This window comes from Desulfobacteraceae bacterium, assembly GCA_022340425.1.
Classification (GTDB): domain Bacteria; phylum Desulfobacterota; class Desulfobacteria; order Desulfobacterales; family JAABRJ01; genus JAABRJ01.
This window is the reverse complement of record JAJDNY010000135.1, coordinates 60438-79647: the sequence shown is the minus strand read 5'-3', so window position 1 is coordinate 79647 and position 19210 is coordinate 60438. Positions and strand designations below refer to the sequence as shown.

Genomic DNA, 19210 nt, shown 5'->3' with positions numbered 1-19210 from the left:
AAGTTCCTGGTGCGGCAGCCGATGGCCGCACTCCAACCGGCGCCCCTCTACTACATCCGATGGCCGGCGGCGATCAACCGCATTCGGCCCCAGGCTTCAAAAAACCAGCGGCACGCCCCGGCTTTGGGTAGGGGTCAGCCCAGGTTGAACAGCGCGGCGTGGTTGGAGGTGAAAAACGGCGGGTCGTTTCCCAGGATGGCGCGGATGGGTGCCGGTTTTTTGAACTCCGCCGAGAGAAACCGGCGCACGCGGTCGCGCTGCCAGCCGGCGGGGTGGACGAATTGGCGGTAAAGCGACAGGTCGCCCTCGTAGAAAGGCAGCGTCACGAGCGCCCGGGCCTCGGGGCTGTGGGCCGGCAGGTTGAAAACGGCCAGGTTGAGAAAATCGATGGCCCCGGCGTGGGCCAGGGTAAAGGCCAGCGTCCGACGGGCGCTTTCCAGGGTTTCCGCCGGGGTCCCGAAGAGCAGATAGATGTAGGTGGCGATTCCGGCCGCCTTGAGGGTCTCGAGGGCCCGGGAGACCGTGGATAGGTCCGTTCCCTTTGCAAGGGCGTCCAGCACCGCCTGGTCGCCGGACTCCACCCCCAGTTTGAGCATGACGCACCCCGAGGCCCTCAGCGCCCGGGCAAAATCGGGGTCCGCCAGGCCGGCGGTGATGCGCGTAAACCCGTACCAGGGCACCCCCGGCGGGTTCAGCGCCAGCCTTTTGAGGAAGCGCGGTGAAAGGGCGTTGTCCAGGAAGTGGATCAGCCGGGGGGCGTGCTGGGCCTTGAGTCCGGCGATCTCCTCCAGAACCGCCTTCCCGTCGCTGGGGTGGTAGCCGCTGTTTTCGGATTTCTCCGGGCAGAAAGCGCAGCGCCGCCAGTAGCAGCCGCGGGCGGTGCTGTAGGGCAGGATCGGTCCCGGGGAGAGATAGCGCCCGAAGTCGAAGGGGCGGTAGTCAAACCCGGCGATCTCCCCTTGTTCCTGGTGCTCTGCGCCGCACAGGGCCGCCAGCGGCGCTTCCCCCGGCCCACCGACAAGCGCGTCCACCAGCCCGCCGAAGGGGCTGCGAAAGCCTGGGATGTGCCGCCAGGAGGTGACCAGCCCGCCGCCCATGACGATCCGGGCGGCGGGCAGGCGCTTCCTGATCCAGCCGGCCAGAGCAAAGCCGCACAGCGCCTGGCTCATGAAATTGACCGAAATCCCGACGATCTCGGGCGTACGCGCCGTCAGCAGGTTGGTCAGGGGCTTCTCCAACCCGCCCATAAAGGGGTTTTCCGCGAAGCGCTCGGCCGCCGCCAGCAGGTCCCCGCTGCGCACCGGCGACAGCCGCGGGTCGGCGTAGTTGGAAAGCGAGATTTCCACCCCGGCCGCCCGGCCGGCCAGCTGCAGCACCCGGTTGGTATCCATCACCGCGCGCTTGTAGCGGTCGAGACTCTTGTAGAGGACGCCGCCCCGCAGGGCCAGCAAATGGGTCTCCACACTGGCCAGCGCCCGGCGCGACCAGGTGTCGCCGGCGGCCGGCGCACGGCCCAGCAAGTCGCAAAGCCCCGCCAGATTGGCGTCGAAAACCCGGCAGTCGACCCCCCGGGCGCCCAGCGCCCGGGCCAGCCGGGCGAGTCCCGCCGGCGGTTCACAGGGCTTGACCACCGGGGGATGGATGAGCAGGATCGACTTTGGCGAGGTCATGGGGCAGAGCTTTCAAGCGTTGCGGTGCGGCCGGTTGAAACCAGGCTGGAAGCCTTCCGCATCGTTTGGCGCCTCCTAATCCCGGCCTAACAAAATTTTAACCGAATCCTCACAAATCAGTTGACCCTTCCGGACGCCAGGAGTAGAGTTTTAGAATCAAAAGGGACCCGTATGAACGACTGCCCCGGGTAGCGCCCCGCGGCCAGTATTCATACGCCCCTTTGCACCCCCATGGCAAGAACGAGATCCGATGGCCTTCAACCACACCTGGCAGGCGCTGCTGAGACCCGGCGCATCGACCGATTTTTTCGCGAACGGCATGCCCGGGCGCTTCGACCCCGCTGCGGCCGGCTTCAACCCGACCAACGCCTGGTGGCTCTCGGAACTCTCGCGCCTGATCTACCGCCGGGGCGGGGCCGAGCCCACCGTTCTTGGCCCCTCTTCCTCGGCGCGGCAGGCGTTTCTGCAAAAGGTCGGACTGCGCGAAAACCACTTTTTCTACACCCGGCACGCCCAGGCGGCCCTGGTGGAAACCGCGGCCGACAACCCGCGGGCATTTGCCGTGCTGGTTTTCCGGGGGACCAACGGCCCGCTTTCCAACTGGCTTTTCAACCTCGACGCCACCCCGGCCGCCTGGCCCGGGGGCGGTCGGGTGCACCGGGGATTCAAAACCATCTTCGGCAACATCTGGCAGGATATGGCCGGTGAGCTTCAACGGGTGCGCAAGCCACTCTTCTACACCGGCCACAGCCTGGGCGGCGCCCTGGCGATTCTGGCGGCGGCCAGCTTGCCCCCCCGGGCGGTTTACACCTTCGGCGCCCCGCGGGTGGGGGATGCCGACTTCGTCGCCGCGTTGAGGCCCGCCCGAATCTTCCACGTCGTCAACCCCAACGATCTCGTCACCACCCTGCCCCCGGTGGGCAAACGGCTGCGCTTTGCGCATGCCGGCGAAATCCACTCCAACGCCGCCCAGCAGCCGGCGCTGTTCGGCGGCGTTCCCGAGTTTCTAGCCCAGCACGCCCCCTGCAACTACACCGCCCAACTCCCCCTGCCGGCCCGGCGCTGACACCTAGTATCAAAAGCTAACAGTTCCGCAAAAAACCCAATTTGCGCGCCGTAACTTGGGCTTTTTTCAAAACTGTCTGATTTTTTCCTTTTTAACGGTCCGTCAAAGCTGGCGTTGACCATCCCGGCGCCGATTTGATATGGTGGCGCGACTTTTTCCCTTAAGAGCGCGCCTGCGCGCCCACCTTCGGTGGACTCGAGATCGATGATCGCAAAGCCTCACGCGCCCGGGGAGGCTGTTTGCCTGCCCCCCCTGCCCGAAGACCTGGACCGCTTTCTGGCCTCCTCCGAGGCGCGGATTGCCGGAATCCGCCACCAGACCGAAAAAAAGATCGTCTGGCGATCCTCCCCCGGGCTCAAGACCGATTTCGCCGTCGTCTACCTGCACGGCTTTTCCGCCAGCCGCATGGAGCTCTACCCGCTGTGCGACCTGCTAGCCCGGAAGATCGACGCCAACCTTTTCTATACCCGTTTAAACGGCCACGGCCAGGACGGGCACGCCCTGGCCGCGGCCAAGGTCGAGGACTGGCTGCAGGACGGGCTGGAGGCGCTGGCCGTCGGCAACCGCCTGGGCCGCAGGATCATCCTGATCGGCACCTCCACCGGGGCGGCCCTGGCCACCTGGCTGGCCGCCCACGCCCCGCAGCTATCCGCCATCCATGCCCTGATCCTGATCTCCCCCAATTATTCCCCCAAAAACCTCTTTACCTTTCTGACCCGCTGGCGTCTGGGCCGGCGCCTGATCGAGATCTTCATGGGCAACTGGCGCCAGTTCACCCCCGCCGGGCCCGCCCAGGAGCGCTTCTGGACTGTGCGCTACCCGATGAAGGCGCTCTACACCATGTTGGAGCTGGTGCGAATCGCCAACGCCACCGACCTGCGGCGCCTGGTCCTGCCGGTGCTGATGCTCTACAATGAAAAAGACCGGGTGATCAGCGTGGCCAAGCTTAAAAAGAAGTTCGGCGCCATGGCCTCCGCGCGCAAAAGACTAGTGGCCTTCAACGGCAACCGCGACCCGGGTCGGCATGTCCTGGCCGGAGACGCCCTGTCGCCGGAAACCACCTCCCAGGTCATCGCCATCATCGAGGCTTTTTTGGCGAAGACCGCCGCCGTCGGCCGCAAGCCGCCGCCTGCAGGGTGACCGGCGGGCGGCCGCCCCGGGCGAATCAGGAGCGCCAGTGATTTTCCGGATCGCCGCGGACATTCTGGTGGTCCTGCACCTCGGGTTCATTCTCTTCGTGGTGCTGGGCGGATTGGCCGTACTGAAATGGGGCCGGCTGGCCTGGCTGCATCTGCCCGCCGCCGCGTGGGGCGCACTGATCGTCATAAACGGCTGGATCTGCCCGTTGACACCGCTGGAACAATACCTGCGCCGCACCGGCGTCCAGGCCGGCTACAGCGGCGGCTTTATCGACCACTACCTGATGCCCATCATCTACCCGGTCGGCCTCACCCGCAAGCTGCAGATCGCCATGGGGGTCGCCCTAGTGGTGGGCAACCTGCTGATTTACGGGTGGGTTACGGCGCGCCATTTGCGCCGCCGCAGGGCGGCCAGGCGCTGAGCCCACGCAGCGGGGAAAGGGACCGGACGGGGTTGCCCTCGGGTCTCAGGAGCTGCAGGAGAGCATCGAGCAGCCGGGCCGGTGACGCGCCCACTCGGGACGTTTTTCGGCAAAGGCTTCCTTGCCGGGCTGTTCGTCATAGGGGCGGCGCAGCAGGTCCTGCAACTCGGAAATCATGGCGAAATCCCCCCCTTCGGCCTTGTCGATCGCCAGCTGGGCCAGGTAGTTGCGCAGCACGTATTTGGGGTTGACGGCGTTCATGCGCTTCCTGCGGCGGGCATCGGGGGTCCCGTCCTGCCCGACGCGGCGGAGGTAGGCCCGCAGCCAGCGGCCGATGCGGCCGCGGACCGCCGCGGTGAGCTGCTCGGGCCGGTAGTAGGCCGCCATCAGGGGCGCCATCAGGGCCTCGTCGTCGGCCGCCGCCGCGTCTTGGGGGTCGCAGGACACGAGGGCCAGCTGCCGGAAAAAAATCGTCATGTCGGTCTCCACCAGGGAGAGAATGGACAAAAGCTCACCCACCAGGGGCTCGTCACGGCCCGCGACAAAGGCCTTCAGCCCCAGTTTCCGGACCATCATGTTCTGCCAGCCCCGCTGGAAACAGCTCTGATAATCCGCCAGCGCCCGCTCCAGGCCTGCCGTCGGCTGGATCAGCGGCGTGAGGGCCTCGGCCAGGCGGGCCAGGTTCCAGAGCGCCACCTGGGGCTGATGGCCGAAGCGGTAGCGGCGGGTGGCGGCGTCGGTGGTGTTGGGGGTCCAGTTCGGGTCGTAATCCTCCAGCCACCCGTAGGGGCCGTAATCGATGGTGAGCCCCAGGATGGACATGTTGTCGGTGTTCATCACCCCGTGGACGAATCCCACCCGCATCCAGTGCACCATCAGCTCGGCGGTCCTGCGACAGACCTCCTCGAACCACCGCAGGTAGACTTCCGGCGAGGGGGCGCCCAGGGCGGGGAAATCGGTCTCGATGGTGTAGTCCAGCAGCTGCCTCAGAGTACCGGTCTCCCCGCGCGCGGCGAAGATCTGGAAGCTGCCGAAGCGCGTGAAGGACGGCGCCAGCCGGCAGACCACGGCCCCCGGCTCACGCCGCGGATGGCCGTCGTAGAACATGTCGCGCTCCACCAGCTCGCCGGTCAGCACGAGACTCAGTGCCCGGGTGGTGGGCACCCCGAGGTGGAACATCGCCTCGCTGCAGAGAAACTCGCGGATCGAGGACCTCAGCACGGCCAGGCCGTCGGCCGTGCGGGCGTAGGGGGTCGGGCCGGCTCCCTTGAGCTGCAGGGCCCAGCGCTGGGCGCGCCCGTTGATCACCTCGCCGAGGTTGATGGCGCGCCCATCGCCCAGCTGTCCGGCCCAATGGCCGAACTGGTGGCCGCCGTAGCAGGTCGCATGCGGGTCCATCCCGGTCAGCAGGCGGTTGCCCGCAAACACCTGGGCAAAATGGCTGGAGGTGCAGGTCTTTTCAGAAAGATCCAGCAGCTGCGCCGCTTCCGGTGAATAGGCGACCAGCCGGGGGGCCGCCGCAGGAGTCGGCTTGACCCGCGAGTAACACGCCCCTATCACCTGGCGGCGGGTGTTACGGGTCTCAGGGTCGCCGGGCAGTTCGCGGGTGAAGCGGTTGTCGAATATCATTGCACCCAAGCTACCGGGTGTTGCAGGTCGGTAGTTCATGGCGAGACTTCCTTTCTGACGCAACGCGATACCAAGGATGGGTGGGGGTATGTCGCGCGATGCCTTAAAGTAGGGATGCCTGCCACGGCAATCAAGCCATCGGGGCAGGCATTTGGCGCGGTGGCAAGGCGCGCGACGTGCGCCCGAAGAGGAAGCCGATCGCCGCTGAGCAGGGGCAGAAACGCTATCGGAGGTCGCGACCTGCAAAAACAATCCGAACCCCGACTGCCGCTCCGGCCTGAAAAACAAATACCGGGCGATGATCCGGGAGATGGCAGCAAGCAACCCGAAAAATCCGGGCCGGGCAGGAACGGCCCGCCACCATCCACACCCCTCAAATCCCCATAGTAGGATGCCGTGTTGACACTGAAAACCATTTCCCCCGAAGCCATTCCCGCCGCCATCGACAAGGCCCGGCAATACCGGCTGCTGAACGAACCCCAGGCGGCCGAGAGCATCTGCCTGGACATTCTGGCGATCGCAACGGACAACCAGGAGGCGTTGATCACCCTGCTGCTGGCCTTGACGGACGGTCTGGACGCCAATCTGGGACCGACCTTCGAAAGGCCCGGGAGGTGGTCAAAAAGCTCGGGGATGGCTATTGCCAGGCTTATTACACCGGCATCATCTGCGAACGGCGGGGCAAGGCGCACCTCAAAAAGGGCGGGCCCGGAGCGGGGCACCTGGCCTATGAGTGGCTGGCCAAGGCCATGGCCGCCTACGACCAGGCGCTGGCCAGCTGCGACCCTCACAACCAGGATGCGGTCCTGCGCTGGAACGCCTGCGCGCGGATCATCAACGCCAATCCCAGCGTGAAGCCCGACGAGGCCGACAACTCCGAAATGCTGCTGGACAGCTTCGAAAGACCCCACTGATCGGCCGCACCGGGGGCGGTCGCAGAAGGGCGCGGCGGCGCCATCCTCATGCGATCCGGGCGCTGCCCGCGCCGGAGACGGCCCAGGCACAAAATTCCGCCCCGGCTTTGAACCCCACACCGATCGCCCCATCCCGCGGGTAGAGCACCCACGCATAGCTGGGCTCGTAGACGCTTGTGGTCCCGGACCAGCAGCCGTCGGCGACCACCCCGAACCCGTGGCCGGGATCCAGTGCCGGCGAATGGCGGGTGAGCGCCACCAGGCTTTCCAGTTCACGAATGTTGGGCAGCCGCCAGCGAGGCCGCCCGGCGGGGCCGGCGCGGTTCAAGGCAGCGGCGGCGCGCAGCGCGTTCTTCCAGGAAAGGGGTTCGCGGGCGGCGGGCCTCCAGCAAAGCCCGGTCGACAGGTCCTGAAATTGGGGGCCGTGGCTGCGAAAGCGGGGGCCGCTGATGCGGTTCTCATGGCGGGGACCGGCCACCGGCCACACCAAGCAGGCGCGGTGTTTCATGTCCCGATAGACACGCGCGCCGCCCAGGTGGATGATCCAGGCCTGGTCGGGAAGCCGCCCACAGCTCGTGCCCGTCCAATAATAGCCGGGGAACACGTTCAGAAACGGGTGACCATGGGATAGGGCAGGGTTGACGTGTTGATGACTGAGCAGTGAAAACAGCTCCCGTCGCGACGGCAGCCGCCAGTCCCGGCGCGCCCTCCAACCCGATCGGTTCATTTCGGCAACCAGCTCGGCGGCCTCATCCCAGGCAAAGGGGAATTCAAAGCGATTGGCATCCCGGCACCAGCACAGCCCCGTCCATGTATCGCTCACGGTGTCGCCCTGAACCTCAAACCGACTGGCGGGATCGGGGCCGGGGGGCTTGCCCTCGGCATCCTGACCGCTGCCCGGGCAGGGGACGACACGCCCCCCGACGCCGTAGCACAGCCTTTGATCGGTAACCAATTGCCAGGTGAATTGCATCAAACCATCCTCCCGCCGGCGCACCTATCCGTCCTGCATGACGTGCCCCATACCGGCCCGCAGGGGGCTGGCGCGATGGAGGGCGCTGCTCTCCCGATCCTGCCGACCTTCAGCGAGGCTGATGGTGCGGGTTGGAAAGGCAAAGGCGACGCCTTCCTGCCGGAACTTCTGGATTATCCCAAGATTGATGGCCTGCTGGATGTCCATATAGATGTTGAAGTCCGCGTCCAGCACATAATAGACGACTTCGAAGCGCAGCGCGAACTCGCCGAACCCCTGGAAATGGGCCCGGTCGAAGCGCACCGGCTCCTGGCGCGCGACGATGTCCGCGATCCAGTCGGGAATCGCCGCCAGCTTCTCGTAAGGGGTTTGATAGGTCACCTGCAACTCGAACACCACCCGCCGCTCGGCCATCCGCTTGAAGTTGCGGATCCGGCTCTGGAGCAGGTCGCTGTTGGGAAAAACCAGCTGCTCGCCCGAAAGGCTGCGCAGGCGGGTGGTTTTCAGGCCGATATACTCCACCGACCCCATGTGGGCGTCGACGATGATGAAGTCTCCGAGCACGAAGGGCTTGTCCAGAATGATGGACAACGAGGCAAAAAGATCGGAGAGAATGTTCTGCACGGCCAGGGCGATGGCGATACCGCCGATCCCCAAGCCGGCCACCAGAGCGGTGATTTCAACCCCCGGCAAATTGTCCAGAATCAGGACGGCGGCAATCACGATCAGCAGCAGGCGGGCGGCCAGGCTGATCGCACGCAGGGTCGTGACCCGGGCGGCGTCCAGGTTGCGGTATTGCCTCTGATAGCGGTTGAACCAGAAGGTCACCAGGGCGTTGGCCCAGATGGCCGTCTGGATCACGACGGCGGCCACCGCACCGCTTTCGATCCATGAGACCACGCCCGCGGGGAAGCTCAAAAACCCTTTGCCGGCATACAGTGACACCACCAGCAGGAGTGGAAACAAGGTCCGCTCGGCCACTGCCAGCATGAAATCGTAGCCGTCACCGCCGCTTTCGCGGGCACGCCGGGTGAAGTAGTGGATCATCACCCGCCGTCCCAGCCACAGCGCCATCATCACCCCGGCGGTGGCCGCCAGGGCGAACAGATAGGCTTTCAAAGAATTGTTCCAGATCGTCAGCGACAGCCCATTCGTCAACAGCGTCATAAGCGTTCAGACCTCCACCTCGGTAATGGTTAAAAGTACATTGGCGCAACAGGCTACCCTGCCGGCGACAGGATCGAAATGCCGCCAAAGCCCCAATCGGGGTCGCAAAATCCTTCATTCTACGACCGGCGCGGCCGGCCAGGCGGACGGCGCCGGAGACAAGCGCCATAAGCGTCGTGTTTGTGCCGTGAAATCAAGGGGGTGCCCGGCAAAATTACCCATTTACAAGCCCGGGGGTTTGGCATACCCTTTTGACCGCAGAGGAAGCGGTCCGCCGTGGGGCGTTGACCAGCCGGCGGCATTTCCGTACCCCTTGCGCAGGGCCTGACGTTCCCGGCGCTGCGCAGGCTGGGTCAAGGGTCCAATTCAGGGGAGGGCCAAGCCCATGCCCAAAAAAACGAAAGTCGTCATCGCCGAAGATCACCAGCTGTTTCGCGAGGGGCTCAAAGCCATGCTCGCCGTGCGCAGCGATCTGGAGCTGGTGGGGGAAGCCAGCGACGGCCTGGAGGCGATTCGCGCGGTGCAGCACCTGCGGCCGCAACTGCTGCTGCTGGATCTCTCCATGCCCCGGCTAAGCGGCATCAGCGTGATGAAAGACGTCAAACGCCAGTTTCCGGAAGTGATCATCCTGGCCCTGACGATCCACGAATCGGACCAGTACGTGTTGGAGGCTTTCGATGCCGGGGCGAACGGCTACTGCATCAAGGATGCCAGCCGCAGGGAGCTGATGATGGCCATCGACAGCGTCCTGACCGGCAAGACCTACATCAGCCCGGGCATAGCCGACAGCGTCATGGAGGGGTATCTCGAAGGCCGCAAACACCTGAAGAAAAAGACCGCTTGGGACACGATCACCCAGCGTGAGCGCGAGGTCCTGAAACTTCTGGCCGAGGGCCACACCAACAAGGAAATCGCCGCCTTTCTGAGTATCAGCGTCAAAACCGTCGAAAAACACCGGGCCAACATCATGAAGAAAACCGACCTGCACAATGCCTCGGCGCTGACGGCCTATGCCATCGAAAAAGGGCTGGTGGCCGCAAAACCTCTCTGAAAACCATCTCCCCCTGCCCCCGCAGCCGGCGGCCCGTCACACGGAGTCCTCGCCATCACCGGCTTCAAGCGGCAGCCGCACGCGAATACGGGTACCCTGCCCCACGCGGCTGCGGATCTCGAAGCGCCCGTTGCAGATTTCGACCCGCTGGCGCATGCTGTGGATGCCGAACCCGCTCAGGGTGTCCCCGGCCCCCATGACCCGCTCCGGATCAAACCCGCTGCCGTCGTCGCTGACGGTCATTTCCAGCCACCCCTCCCGAAGGCCCAGGGTCACCTGGACATCCTGGGCCCCGCTGTGCTTGGCGGCATTGCTGAGGGCCTCCTGCATAACGCGGTAGAGAACGATTTTAAGCGCCTCCGGGATCTGTCCCTCGCTGATCTCGAAGCGGGGCGTGATGCGGATTCCCTGGTAGAGGCCCGAAAGATTGCGACAAAACCATTTGGCCGTGGCCAGCAGCCCCAGGTCGTCCAGGGTCGACGGGCGCAGGTTGGCCGATATGCGCTTGGTCTCCTTGATGGTCTCCACGATGTGGGCGATGATGCGCTCGAAGGGGATTTCCGGCGACGGCAGGCGGTCGCCGTAAACCTCCAGCCACCCCTCCAGGGAGAACTTGATGGCCGCTAGGCTGGCGCCGATGCTGTCGTGGAGTTCCTTGGCAATCACCTGACGGTCGTTTTCCAGCAGCTCCAAAGTCTTCTGGCTCAGCAGACGCAGCTGACCGCGCGACAATCGAAGCGCCTTCGCCACCCCGGGGCGTCCGGAGACTTCCGGCTGAGTGGCGGTGTCGCGCCGATCCGAAGCGCTCTCCCGGGGGTGGGCCTGACTTTCCAGAATGAGGTTCAGGCGCTCAATGGAGGGGTCCGGCGCCCTGGATTGGGTAAAGGTCCAGACCACCAAAGGGTCGGCCCCATCCCGGGCTCGAAAAGGGGAAAGGGTTTGCAGGACCGGGATCAGCAACCCGTCCCGGGTCTGCAATTCCGAGGAGATCGCTACGATCTTGGCGCCCTCCAGAGATTGCCGCAGCTGCAGGGCCTGTTCGCGACGGCGATGAGGGGGCGCCAGATGGCCGATATCCCGGCCCCGGACTTCCCCGGCGCCGTAGCCCAGCAGATTGCAGAGCGCCGGGTTGGCCGCCACGATGCCCCCGGCGGGGTCGACGATCACCACCGGGTCCAGAAGCGCGTTGCAAACGGCGATGAGCATGAGGTCGGACATGGCGCGATCTTTCGGGCTTTTGGCTTGCATCCGGGGGACTGCCGCCAAGGGGATAATCGACCCTGGGCGGCCCATCGTCGGCAGCGCTGCCCGGCATGTCGGGCAACCTTATCATCCGGGCACATAGCACATCGCGCCCCGGGGGAAAAGCCGCTGGGTTGGACACCACCCGGTGAGCCGCTGGACCACCCTGAAGCATCGGCGGACTGAGACGTTCCAAAAAAGGCCGGGGAGGTGGCTGCACAACCCGAAATACCTCGCAGAAGGCGATCAAATGGGTCGCAGACCATATTCAAGCCGCCCACCGAATGCAGTAAGGTTTCAATCAGGACGTCACAGGGCAGCGGGCCGGCATTCCCGTGGCGGACCTGCCGAACCGTCGAAAGGGGCGGATCTACTGCCGCAAAACCGCTTCGGCAAGGCGGGCGCACACGCTGCCCCCATGAGGATCGTGGCCGCTTATTTGAATACCGGCCGCCGCCAGGGTCATGATGCATGGGCGCTCTTCAGGAAATACTACTGGTTGACAGCCACCGGGCCTTTCGACGCGCGGTCAGGGAAACGATCGCGCGCCGCTGTCCGGGGGTTGCAATCCTGGAAGCGCATAGCGGTGAGGACGCCATCCGCAAGGTGGAACGGCATCGCCCCGGCCTGATATTCACCGATATCGACCTCCCGGGCTGCCGCGTCCTGGATCTGCTGCAGCGGATCCGCGAAGCCCACCCCGCAGCGATGATCGTGGTTCTGACCAGCTACGACCTGCCGGAATACCGCGAGGCGGCCTTGGCCCGCGGGGCGGATCATTTTATTTCCAAGGCGGCCTCGAAAGGCAGCACCATCGCCACCATCGTCGCCGCGGCCTGTTGACAGCAAACGACAAACCCAAACGCAAGGATTAAAGGAGAACCCTCATGACGTCAAAGGAACAATACCAGCAACTGGCAGAGGCCAAGCTCGAGGAGATCGTCGCCCAAATCCAGCAGCTCAAGGCGCAGGCCAAACAGGGCGACGCCAAGGTCCGGATCGAGCTCGATCGCCAGATCGACCAACTCCAGGATCGCAAAGCGCAGGTTGAAAACAAACTGAGCGACCTGAAATCCGCCGGGGAAGATGCCTTTGCAGAGCTCAAAGCCGGGGTTGAAACGGCGCTGAACGACATGAAATCGGCCCTCGAGGAGGCGACCGCGAAGTTCAAGACCTGAGACCAGGGCCGAGCACGCCGCTCTCCGGCCTGCGCTGCGGCGCCTGCCGCGGGGTGTGCTGCTGATCGCGCGCCCTGCGGTGAGGGCTGGATGCGGCGCACCATCGGGAAACAGCGGCCGGTGCGGCCCAAGACCCGGAAAAAAGGCAACCCGAAACGGAAAGGACGACAAGACCATTTATGTGTGGCATTTGCGGTCAAATGAAATTCAGCGGTATCGGTTCCTCCGCGCGCTGCGTGGAGAAAATGACCGCCTCCCTGAAGCGGCGCGGGCCGGATGCCCAGGGGATTTTCGTTCAGGGCCCCGTTGCTATGGGGCACCGGCGCCTCAAGATCATCGACCTGAGCGAGCGGGCCCAGCAGCCCATGGTCGACAGCCAGCTGGGCCTGAGCATCATCTTCAACGGCGCCATTTACAACTTTGCAGCGCTGCGCAAAACGCTGGAAGACAGGGGCTACCGGTTTTTCTCGACCGGCGACACCGAGGTGATCCTCAAAGCCTATCATGCCTGGGGTCAGGACTGCGTGCGGCGCTTGAACGGCATGTTCGCCTTCGCCATCTACGAGCGCGACAGCGGCCGCCTGTTCCTGACCCGTGATCGCCTGGGCATCAAGCCGCTCTACTACCGGCAGGGGCCGGATGAGTTTCGGTTCGCCTCCTCCCTGCCCGCACTGATCGCCGGCGGGGATGTTGCGGGCGACATCGACCCGGTGGCCCTGCACCATTACATGACCTTTCACTCGGTGGTGCCGGCCCCCCGCACGATCCTCAGCTCCGTCCGCAAACTGCCGCCGGGGGAGACCATGACCATCGATGCCCGGGGCGGCATCGAGACAAAACCTTACTGGAGCTTGAATTTTGGCCCCCGCCCGGAGGAGCGCGGCTATGATCTCGCCCAATGGCAAGCCCTGGTCCGGCGGGCGCTGCGGCGTTCGGTCAAGCGGCGGCTCACGGCCGATGTGCCGGTGGGGGTACTGCTCTCCGGGGGGGTGGATTCCAGCCTGGTGGTGGGGCTGCTGGCCGAGCTGGGCCAGAGGGACCTGACGACCTTCTCCATCGGATTCGATGCCGTCAACGGCGAGGCGGGTAACGAGTTTCGCTATTCCGACCGCGTGGCCGATCACTTCGGCACCCGTCACCACCGCATCGAAGCCCAGGCGGCGGATGTTCTCGCATCCATCGACGACTGCATCACTGCGATGAGCGAACCGATGGTCAGCCACGACTGCATCGGCTTTTACCTGTTGAGCCGGGCCGTCGCCCGGCACGTCAAGGTGGTCCAAAGCGGTCAGGGGGCCGACGAAATATTCGGCGGCTATCACTGGTATCCGCCCCTGATGACCAGCAGCGCGGCGCTTGAAGACTATGCTGGTCATTTTTTCGACCGCACCCATGCGGAATACGCGGCGGCGGTGGACCCGCAGTTTCTGAAAGACGATTACAGCACCGCTTTTGTGGCGGGGCACTTCGCGACTGCCGGCGCTCCCCGGGCCATCGACAAGGCCCTGCGGATCGACACGACGGTGATGCTGGTGGAGGACCCTGTCAAGCGGGTGGACAACATGACCATGGCCTGGGGGCTGGAGGCCCGCGTGCCTTTTCTGGACCATGAGGTGGTGGAACTCGCCGCCCGCATTCCCGCCCGATTCAAGGTCGCGGGCGACGGCAAGCACGTCCTGAAGGAGGCCGCCCGCGGCATCATCCCCTCGGAGGTGATCGACCGCCCCAAGGGCTATTTCCCGGTGCCGGCCCTCAAACACCTCCAGGGGGACTATCTGGCCTTTGTGCAGGAGGCCCTGCTGTCCCCGCGAAGCCGTGCGCGCGCGCTTTTCAATCCCCAGCACGTCAACCGTCTGCTGGCCGAGCCGGAGGACCACTTCACCCCACTGCGGGGCTCGAAGATTTGGCAAATGGCGGTCCTAAGCTACTGGCTGGCCGCCCAGGGACTGTGACGCGGCCCATTGACCGGCACGCCTCGCACCCAAATGATGCCAAAACAGACCACGCCGGGGGTCGACAGCTGACCCCCGCGATACGCCAGGATGTTCGCATCCGTCAGGAGGCAGCAAATGGAACGACCCAACGAGCTGCGCGACCGACTGCAGCGCATGACGGGCTTCACACTGCGCAACGAGAAGCTCCCCCAGGGACCCAAAGCCGCCCAGATGAGCGCCAATGCAACGATCGAGATGGGCTGGGGGCGGATCATTTTCGGCCACACCTTCCGCTCCCAAAAGACGCTCTGCGCCGCAATGGAGCGGGAGACCGCGGGCAAGCGCGACATCACCTTCTACCTGCGCGACCCCCACGTACTGCTCGCGATGGGGCCGGACCGCTTCTTCCTGGATCCCTCCCACGCCTACCGCCTGTGGTTGCACGAATACCAGCCGCGCAGCCCGCGCTCGGGAGCTTTCACGATCCGCAGGCTGCATTCGCGCAAAGACGCCGAGGAGATCAACCGCCTGTATGCCACCCGCCAGATGGTCGGCTGTGATCCCACGTTCCTTCTCGCCCACAGCGCCTCCCGCAAACGGACCTACCTGGTTGCGGAGTCGCGTGGGGACGGCCGGATCGTCGGCACCGTAACCGGGGTGGACCACACCGAGGCCTTTGCCGACCCCGAAAACGGCGCCAGCCTCTGGTGCCTGGCGGTGGATCCCCAAACCCAGGCCCCGGGGGTGGGAGAGGCCCTGGTGCGTCATCTGGCCGGCCACTACCTGACCCGCGGAAGGGCCTACCTGGATCTTTCGGTCCTCCACGACAACGCCGAGGCCATCGCCCTGTATGAAAAAATGGGTTTCCAGCGGGTCCCGGTCTTCTGCGTCAAACGCAAGAACCCCATCAACGAACCCCTATACACCGGCGCCTCCCCGGCGGCCCAGCTCAACCCCTATGCGGCCATCATCGTCAAGGAGGCCCAGCGCCGCGGGATCGGGGTCAGGGTCGTGGACGCCGAGTACGGCTATTTCGACTTGACCCTGGGCGGCCGCACAGTTGCCTGCCGGGAATCCCTGAGCGATCAGACCTCGGCCGTAGCCATGAGCCGATGCGACGACAAGCGGGTCACCCATCGGGTCCTGAGGACGGCCGGCCTGAAAGTCCCCCGGCAGCACCCCGCCGGAAAGCCCGAGCAGAACCGCAATGTTCTCGCCGCCCTGGGGCGCCTGGTGGTCAAGCCGGCCAGCGGCGAGCAGGGGGACGGCATCAGCGTCGATCTCAGGACCGAGGCGGATCTGGAACAGGCCATCGGGCGCGCCCGCCGCTACTGTCCGGATGTTGTCCTGGAGGAATTGGTCGCCGGGGAGGACCTGCGGCTGATCGTGATCGATTACCGGATGGTGGCCGCCGCCGTGCGCCGGCCGCCGGTAATCGTCGGCACGGGGCAGCACAGCGTGCGCACCTTGATCGAAAAGTACAACCGGCGGCGGGCGGCCGCGACGGGCGGCGAAGGGCGTCTGCCGCTGGACGCTGAAACCAAGCGCTGCCTGCGGCTAAGCGGCCACGGCCTGGAGGACGTACCCCCGGCGGAGGAAAAAATTCCGCTGCGCAAAACCGCCAACCTGCACACGGGAGGCACCATCACCGATGTCACCGGCGAGATTCACCCGGCACTGGCCGCGGTGGGCGAGCAAGCCGCGCGGGCCCTCAAGATTCCGGTCACCGGGCTGGATCTCATCGTGCCCGACCGGAGCCGCCCGGATTACTGGATCATCGAAGCCAACGAGCGCCCCGGGCTGGCGAACCACGAGCCGCAGCCGACAGCCGAGCGCTTTATCGACTTTCTCTTTCCCCAGACCGCGGCCACCGGCCAGCCGGCGAGGCAGGCCTGAGCCGATGATAGCGATCGACCCTGCCTACCTGCAGGAAACCCTGCTGGCCTTGCTGAACATTCCCAGCCCCTCGGGGTACTCCGACCAGATCGTCCATTTTGTCGGCCAGAAGCTCCAGCGCCTGGGGCTGGAGGTCAACGTCACCCGGCGGGGCGCCATCCGGGCGACCCTGCGGGGCAAGGGGAAGCTTCTGGATCGCGCCGTGACGGCGCACCTGGACACCTTGGGGGCCATGGTCAGCCGGCTGAAAGAAAACGGACGGCTGGGGCTTGCCCCCATCGGGACCTGGTCCAGCCGATTCGCGGAGGGCGGGCGGGTGACCGTCTTCACGCCCGGCGGCCCGCAGCGGGGAACCGTTCTGCCCCTTAAGGCATCCGGACATGTTTTCGGCGACGCGGTGGACAGCCAACCCACCGGCTGGGATCACATCGAAATCCGGGTGGACGTCCCCGCCCGATCGCGGGCCGGGCTGCAAGCGGCCGGCTTTTCGGTCGGGGATTTCGTGGCCTTCGACGCCCTGCCTGAAATCACGCCCAACGGGTTCATCAACGCCCGGCACCTGGACGACAAGGCGGGCGTGGCGGTCTTACTGACCGCCGCCAAGGCCATCCGCGATGCAGGAGCCGCGCTGCCCGTGGATTGCCACCTGATTTTCACGGTTTTCGAAGAGGTCGGCAACGGCGCCTCGGCGGCGGTCTGCGTCGATGTGGCCGAGATGGTGGTGATCGACCACGCCCCGCTGGCCCCGGGCCAAAATGCCCTGGAGGACGGCGTGACCATCGGGATGATGGACCAGAGCGGCCCCTTCGATTATCACCTCAGCCGCAAGCTGGTCAGAATCTGCCAGGACAACCACCTCGCCTATGCCAAAGACGTGTTCCGCTTCTACCGCAGCGACTCCGCCTCGGCGATCGAGGCCGGCAACGATACCCGCACGGCGCTGGTCTGCTTCGGCGTCGACGGCTCCCACGGCTACGAGCGCACCCGCATGGCATCCCTGAGGGCGGTGGCCGCGGCCATCGTGCACTACCTGCAAAGCGAGCCGACCTTTCTGCGGGACAAGGACGATCTGGCCCCCCTGGAAGACTTTCCCCATCAGCCGACCCGCGGGATCATTCAGATCAAAACCTGACCGCGCTTTTGCGGGCCTGCCCCCTCATCGAAAGCCCGCGCCTGCCAAAACTCCAGCCGGTGCCCCTCGGGATCGAAAAGGTAAAACACCCAGGCGCCCCAGGGATGGCTGCGGATTGCCGTCGGCGCCAGCCCGCTTTTCAGGGCGGATTCCCGCAGGGTCGCAATCTCCTCCACCTCCAGCGCCAAGGTGACCCCCCTGCTCCCGCAGCCTTTAACGGTGGCGCGTTTTTCGTCGGCGATGCTCAACCTGGAAAGGGCATTCAGGCGAAACTCCACGAACCAGTCGCTGGCGAAGGTCACGCTCAGGCCCAGCTGTTCACGGTAGAAGCGGACCGTGGGGCCCCACTTGCGGCAATACAGGATGATGTTGGTGGTCTTGGGATCTGGCTGCATGGCCGGCTCTGTCCTCCGGGGTTCGGGTCCGCGGCAGGATAAGATGTGACGAATGGTGCTTGAAATTTCTAAACCCCTTCTGACTTTTCATTCGTGTATCTAATTGGCAAAACTTTTCCTCCAGTGTAATGAAGAGCGTAAGGACGATGGTTCAGAAGCACGCTTTCTTTTACAGTAAGGATAAAAACCCGCGATAGCTTAGACCCAAAGGAGGAGAAACGAATGATCGTCGGAATTTTGAAAGAAATCAAGACAGAAGAAAATCGCGTGTCCATGACCCCGGCAGGGGTCGAGGTGATGATCACCAACGGCCACAAGGTGTTGGTGGAAAAGGGGGCCGGCAAGGGCAGCGGCTTCGAGGACGCCACCTATCTCAAGTCCGGCGCGGAGATAATTGCGACAAACCGCGAAATATTTGAAAGATCCGACATGGTGATGCATGTCAAGGAACCCCTGCCCGCCGAGTACGATCTGATCCGGGAAGGCCAGATCGTCTTCACCTACCTGCATCTGGCGGCGGCGGAGGAGCTGACCAAGGCCCTCATCCAGAGCAGGGCCGTCTGCATCGCCTATGAAACAATTCAAAAGCCGGACCGCTCCCTGCCGCTGTTGACCCCCATGAGCGAGGTGGCCGGCAGAATGGCCATACAGCAGGGGGCCAAGTATCTGGAAATGGCCCAGGGAGGCCACGGCGTGCTGCTGGGGGGCGTGCCGGGCGTGGACCCGGGCAATGTGGTGGTCATCGGAGGCGGCATCGTCGGCATCAACGCCGCCAAGATGGCCTGCGGTCTGGGCGCCAAGGTGTATGTCCTGGACAACAACCTCGACCGCTTGCGGTATCTGAGTGACGTGATGCCGGCCAATTGTTTCGGCCTTTTTTCCAGCCCGGCGACGCTGCGGGAACTCATCAGGCAGGCCGATGTCATCATCGGTGCGGTGTTGATTCCCGGCGCCAAGGCGCCCAAGTTGATCACCCGCGAGATGCTCAAAACCATGAAGCCGGGCACCGTCATGGTGGATGTCGCCATCGACCAGGGCGGCTGCTTTGAAACCTCCAGGGCCACGACCCACGGCAACCCGATCTTCACGGTTGAGGGCGTGGTCCATTACTGCGTGGCCAACATGCCCGGGGCGGTGCCACGGACCTCGACCATGGCACTGACCAATGCCACCCTGCCCTATGCGGTGGAAATCGCCAACAAGGGCTGGAAGGCGGCCATGCAGAAGAACAGCGACATCAAGCTGGGCGCCAATGTTATCGACGGTAAGGTTACCTATGAGGCCGTAGCTGACGCGTTCGGCCTTGAACACACCCCCATCGATGATCTGTTGTGAGGCCCCGGGAATTTTAATTTCACATCTTGCCGGTCTTTTGACCCGTCCCCGGCCTTACATCCGCCCA

General features: G+C 64.8%; 17 protein-coding genes. 11 read left to right on the top strand and 6 right to left on the bottom strand.

All coding sequences use genetic code 11. The features are described from left to right. Positions 1 to 134 precede the first annotated feature (134 nt). Complete coding sequence (locus LJE63_11635) at positions 135 to 1670, bottom strand: radical SAM protein (GenBank protein MCG6907257.1); 1536 nt, start codon at positions 1668 to 1670, stop codon at positions 135 to 137. Between the two features lie 250 nt (positions 1671 to 1920). Between LJE63_11635 and LJE63_11630 the strand changes: the two genes are divergently transcribed. The 3 genes from LJE63_11630 to LJE63_11620 all read left to right on the top strand — a co-directional run bounded on the left by LJE63_11630 (position 1921) and on the right by LJE63_11620 (position 4297). Beyond that, entirely contained in the window at positions 1921 to 2736 is an 816-nt protein-coding gene (locus LJE63_11630) for a lipase family protein (GenBank protein ID MCG6907256.1), read from the top strand. A gap of 204 nt (positions 2737 to 2940) precedes the next feature. Beyond that, on the top strand, positions 2941 to 3876 hold the full coding sequence (locus tag LJE63_11625; protein MCG6907255.1) for an alpha/beta fold hydrolase: 936 nt from the start codon (positions 2941 to 2943) through the stop codon (positions 3874 to 3876). A gap of 37 nt (positions 3877 to 3913) precedes the next feature. Continuing rightward, positions 3914 to 4297, top strand: a complete 384-nt coding sequence (locus tag LJE63_11620) for a DUF2784 domain-containing protein (GenBank protein MCG6907254.1) — start codon at positions 3914 to 3916, stop codon at positions 4295 to 4297. A 45-nt stretch (positions 4298 to 4342) separates the two neighbouring features. Here the strand turns inward: LJE63_11620 and LJE63_11615 are convergent, their stop codons facing one another. Continuing rightward, positions 4343 to 5965 (bottom strand): YdiU family protein, encoded by a 1623-nt coding sequence (locus tag LJE63_11615; GenBank protein MCG6907253.1) that lies wholly within the window; start codon positions 5963 to 5965, stop codon positions 4343 to 4345. A 575-nt stretch (positions 5966 to 6540) separates the two neighbouring features. Here LJE63_11615 and LJE63_11610 point away from each other — a divergent pair. Further along, on the top strand, positions 6541 to 6840 hold the full coding sequence (locus LJE63_11610; GenBank protein MCG6907252.1) for a hypothetical protein: 300 nt from the start codon (positions 6541 to 6543) through the stop codon (positions 6838 to 6840). Between the two features lie 46 nt (positions 6841 to 6886). Here the strand turns inward: LJE63_11610 and LJE63_11605 are convergent, their stop codons facing one another. Then, positions 6887 to 7813: a DUF1566 domain-containing protein gene (locus tag LJE63_11605; GenBank protein ID MCG6907251.1), complete on the bottom strand. Its 927-nt coding sequence runs from the start codon at positions 7811 to 7813 to the stop codon at positions 6887 to 6889. Positions 7814 to 7837: 24 nt separating this feature from the next. Continuing rightward, positions 7838 to 8980 carry a mechanosensitive ion channel family protein gene (locus LJE63_11600; protein MCG6907250.1) on the bottom strand — a complete coding sequence of 381 codons (1143 nt, stop codon included), beginning with the start codon at positions 8978 to 8980 and terminating at the stop codon, positions 7838 to 7840. 385 nt (positions 8981 to 9365) lie between these two features. On the opposite strand from LJE63_11600, the gene LJE63_11595 reads away from it, so the two are divergent. Next, a complete protein-coding gene (locus LJE63_11595) occupies positions 9366 to 10031 on the top strand; it encodes a response regulator transcription factor (GenBank protein ID MCG6907249.1) in 666 nt (221 codons plus the stop codon). A gap of 36 nt (positions 10032 to 10067) precedes the next feature. Here LJE63_11595 and LJE63_11590 read toward each other — a convergent pair whose 3' ends face one another. Then, on the bottom strand, positions 10068 to 11249 hold the full coding sequence (locus LJE63_11590; protein ID MCG6907248.1) for a PAS domain S-box protein: 1182 nt from the start codon (positions 11247 to 11249) through the stop codon (positions 10068 to 10070). 495 nt (positions 11250 to 11744) lie between these two features. On the opposite strand from LJE63_11590, the gene LJE63_11585 reads away from it, so the two are divergent. The 5 genes from LJE63_11585 (at position 11745) to LJE63_11565 (ending at position 17413) form a co-directional block, all read left to right on the top strand. Then, complete coding sequence (locus tag LJE63_11585; GenBank protein MCG6907247.1) at positions 11745 to 12116, top strand: response regulator transcription factor; 372 nt, start codon at positions 11745 to 11747, stop codon at positions 12114 to 12116. 44 nt (positions 12117 to 12160) lie between these two features. Next, on the top strand, positions 12161 to 12451 hold the full coding sequence (locus LJE63_11580; protein ID MCG6907246.1) for a hypothetical protein: 291 nt from the start codon (positions 12161 to 12163) through the stop codon (positions 12449 to 12451). A 179-nt stretch (positions 12452 to 12630) separates the two neighbouring features. Then, the gene (locus LJE63_11575; protein ID MCG6907245.1) at positions 12631 to 14403 is read left to right on the top strand and encodes an N-acetylglutaminylglutamine amidotransferase; all 1773 of its coding nucleotides are present in this window, start codon (positions 12631 to 12633) and stop codon (positions 14401 to 14403) included. Between the two features lie 117 nt (positions 14404 to 14520). Continuing rightward, a complete protein-coding gene (ngg, locus tag LJE63_11570) occupies positions 14521 to 16281 on the top strand; it encodes an N-acetylglutaminylglutamine synthetase (GenBank protein MCG6907244.1) in 1761 nt (586 codons plus the stop codon). Positions 16282 to 16285: 4 nt separating this feature from the next. Continuing rightward, complete coding sequence (locus LJE63_11565) at positions 16286 to 17413, top strand: osmoprotectant NAGGN system M42 family peptidase (protein MCG6907243.1); 1128 nt, start codon at positions 16286 to 16288, stop codon at positions 17411 to 17413. Here LJE63_11565 and LJE63_11560 read toward each other — a convergent pair. Continuing rightward, entirely contained in the window at positions 17398 to 17808 is a 411-nt protein-coding gene (locus tag LJE63_11560; GenBank protein ID MCG6907242.1) for a VOC family protein, read from the bottom strand. The genes LJE63_11565 and LJE63_11560 overlap by 16 nt on opposite strands. Before the next feature lie 222 nt (positions 17809 to 18030). On the opposite strand from LJE63_11560, the gene ald reads away from it, so the two are divergent. After that, complete coding sequence (gene ald / locus LJE63_11555) at positions 18031 to 19143, top strand: alanine dehydrogenase (GenBank protein MCG6907241.1); 1113 nt, start codon at positions 18031 to 18033, stop codon at positions 19141 to 19143. Positions 19144 to 19210: the final 67 nt, after the last annotated feature.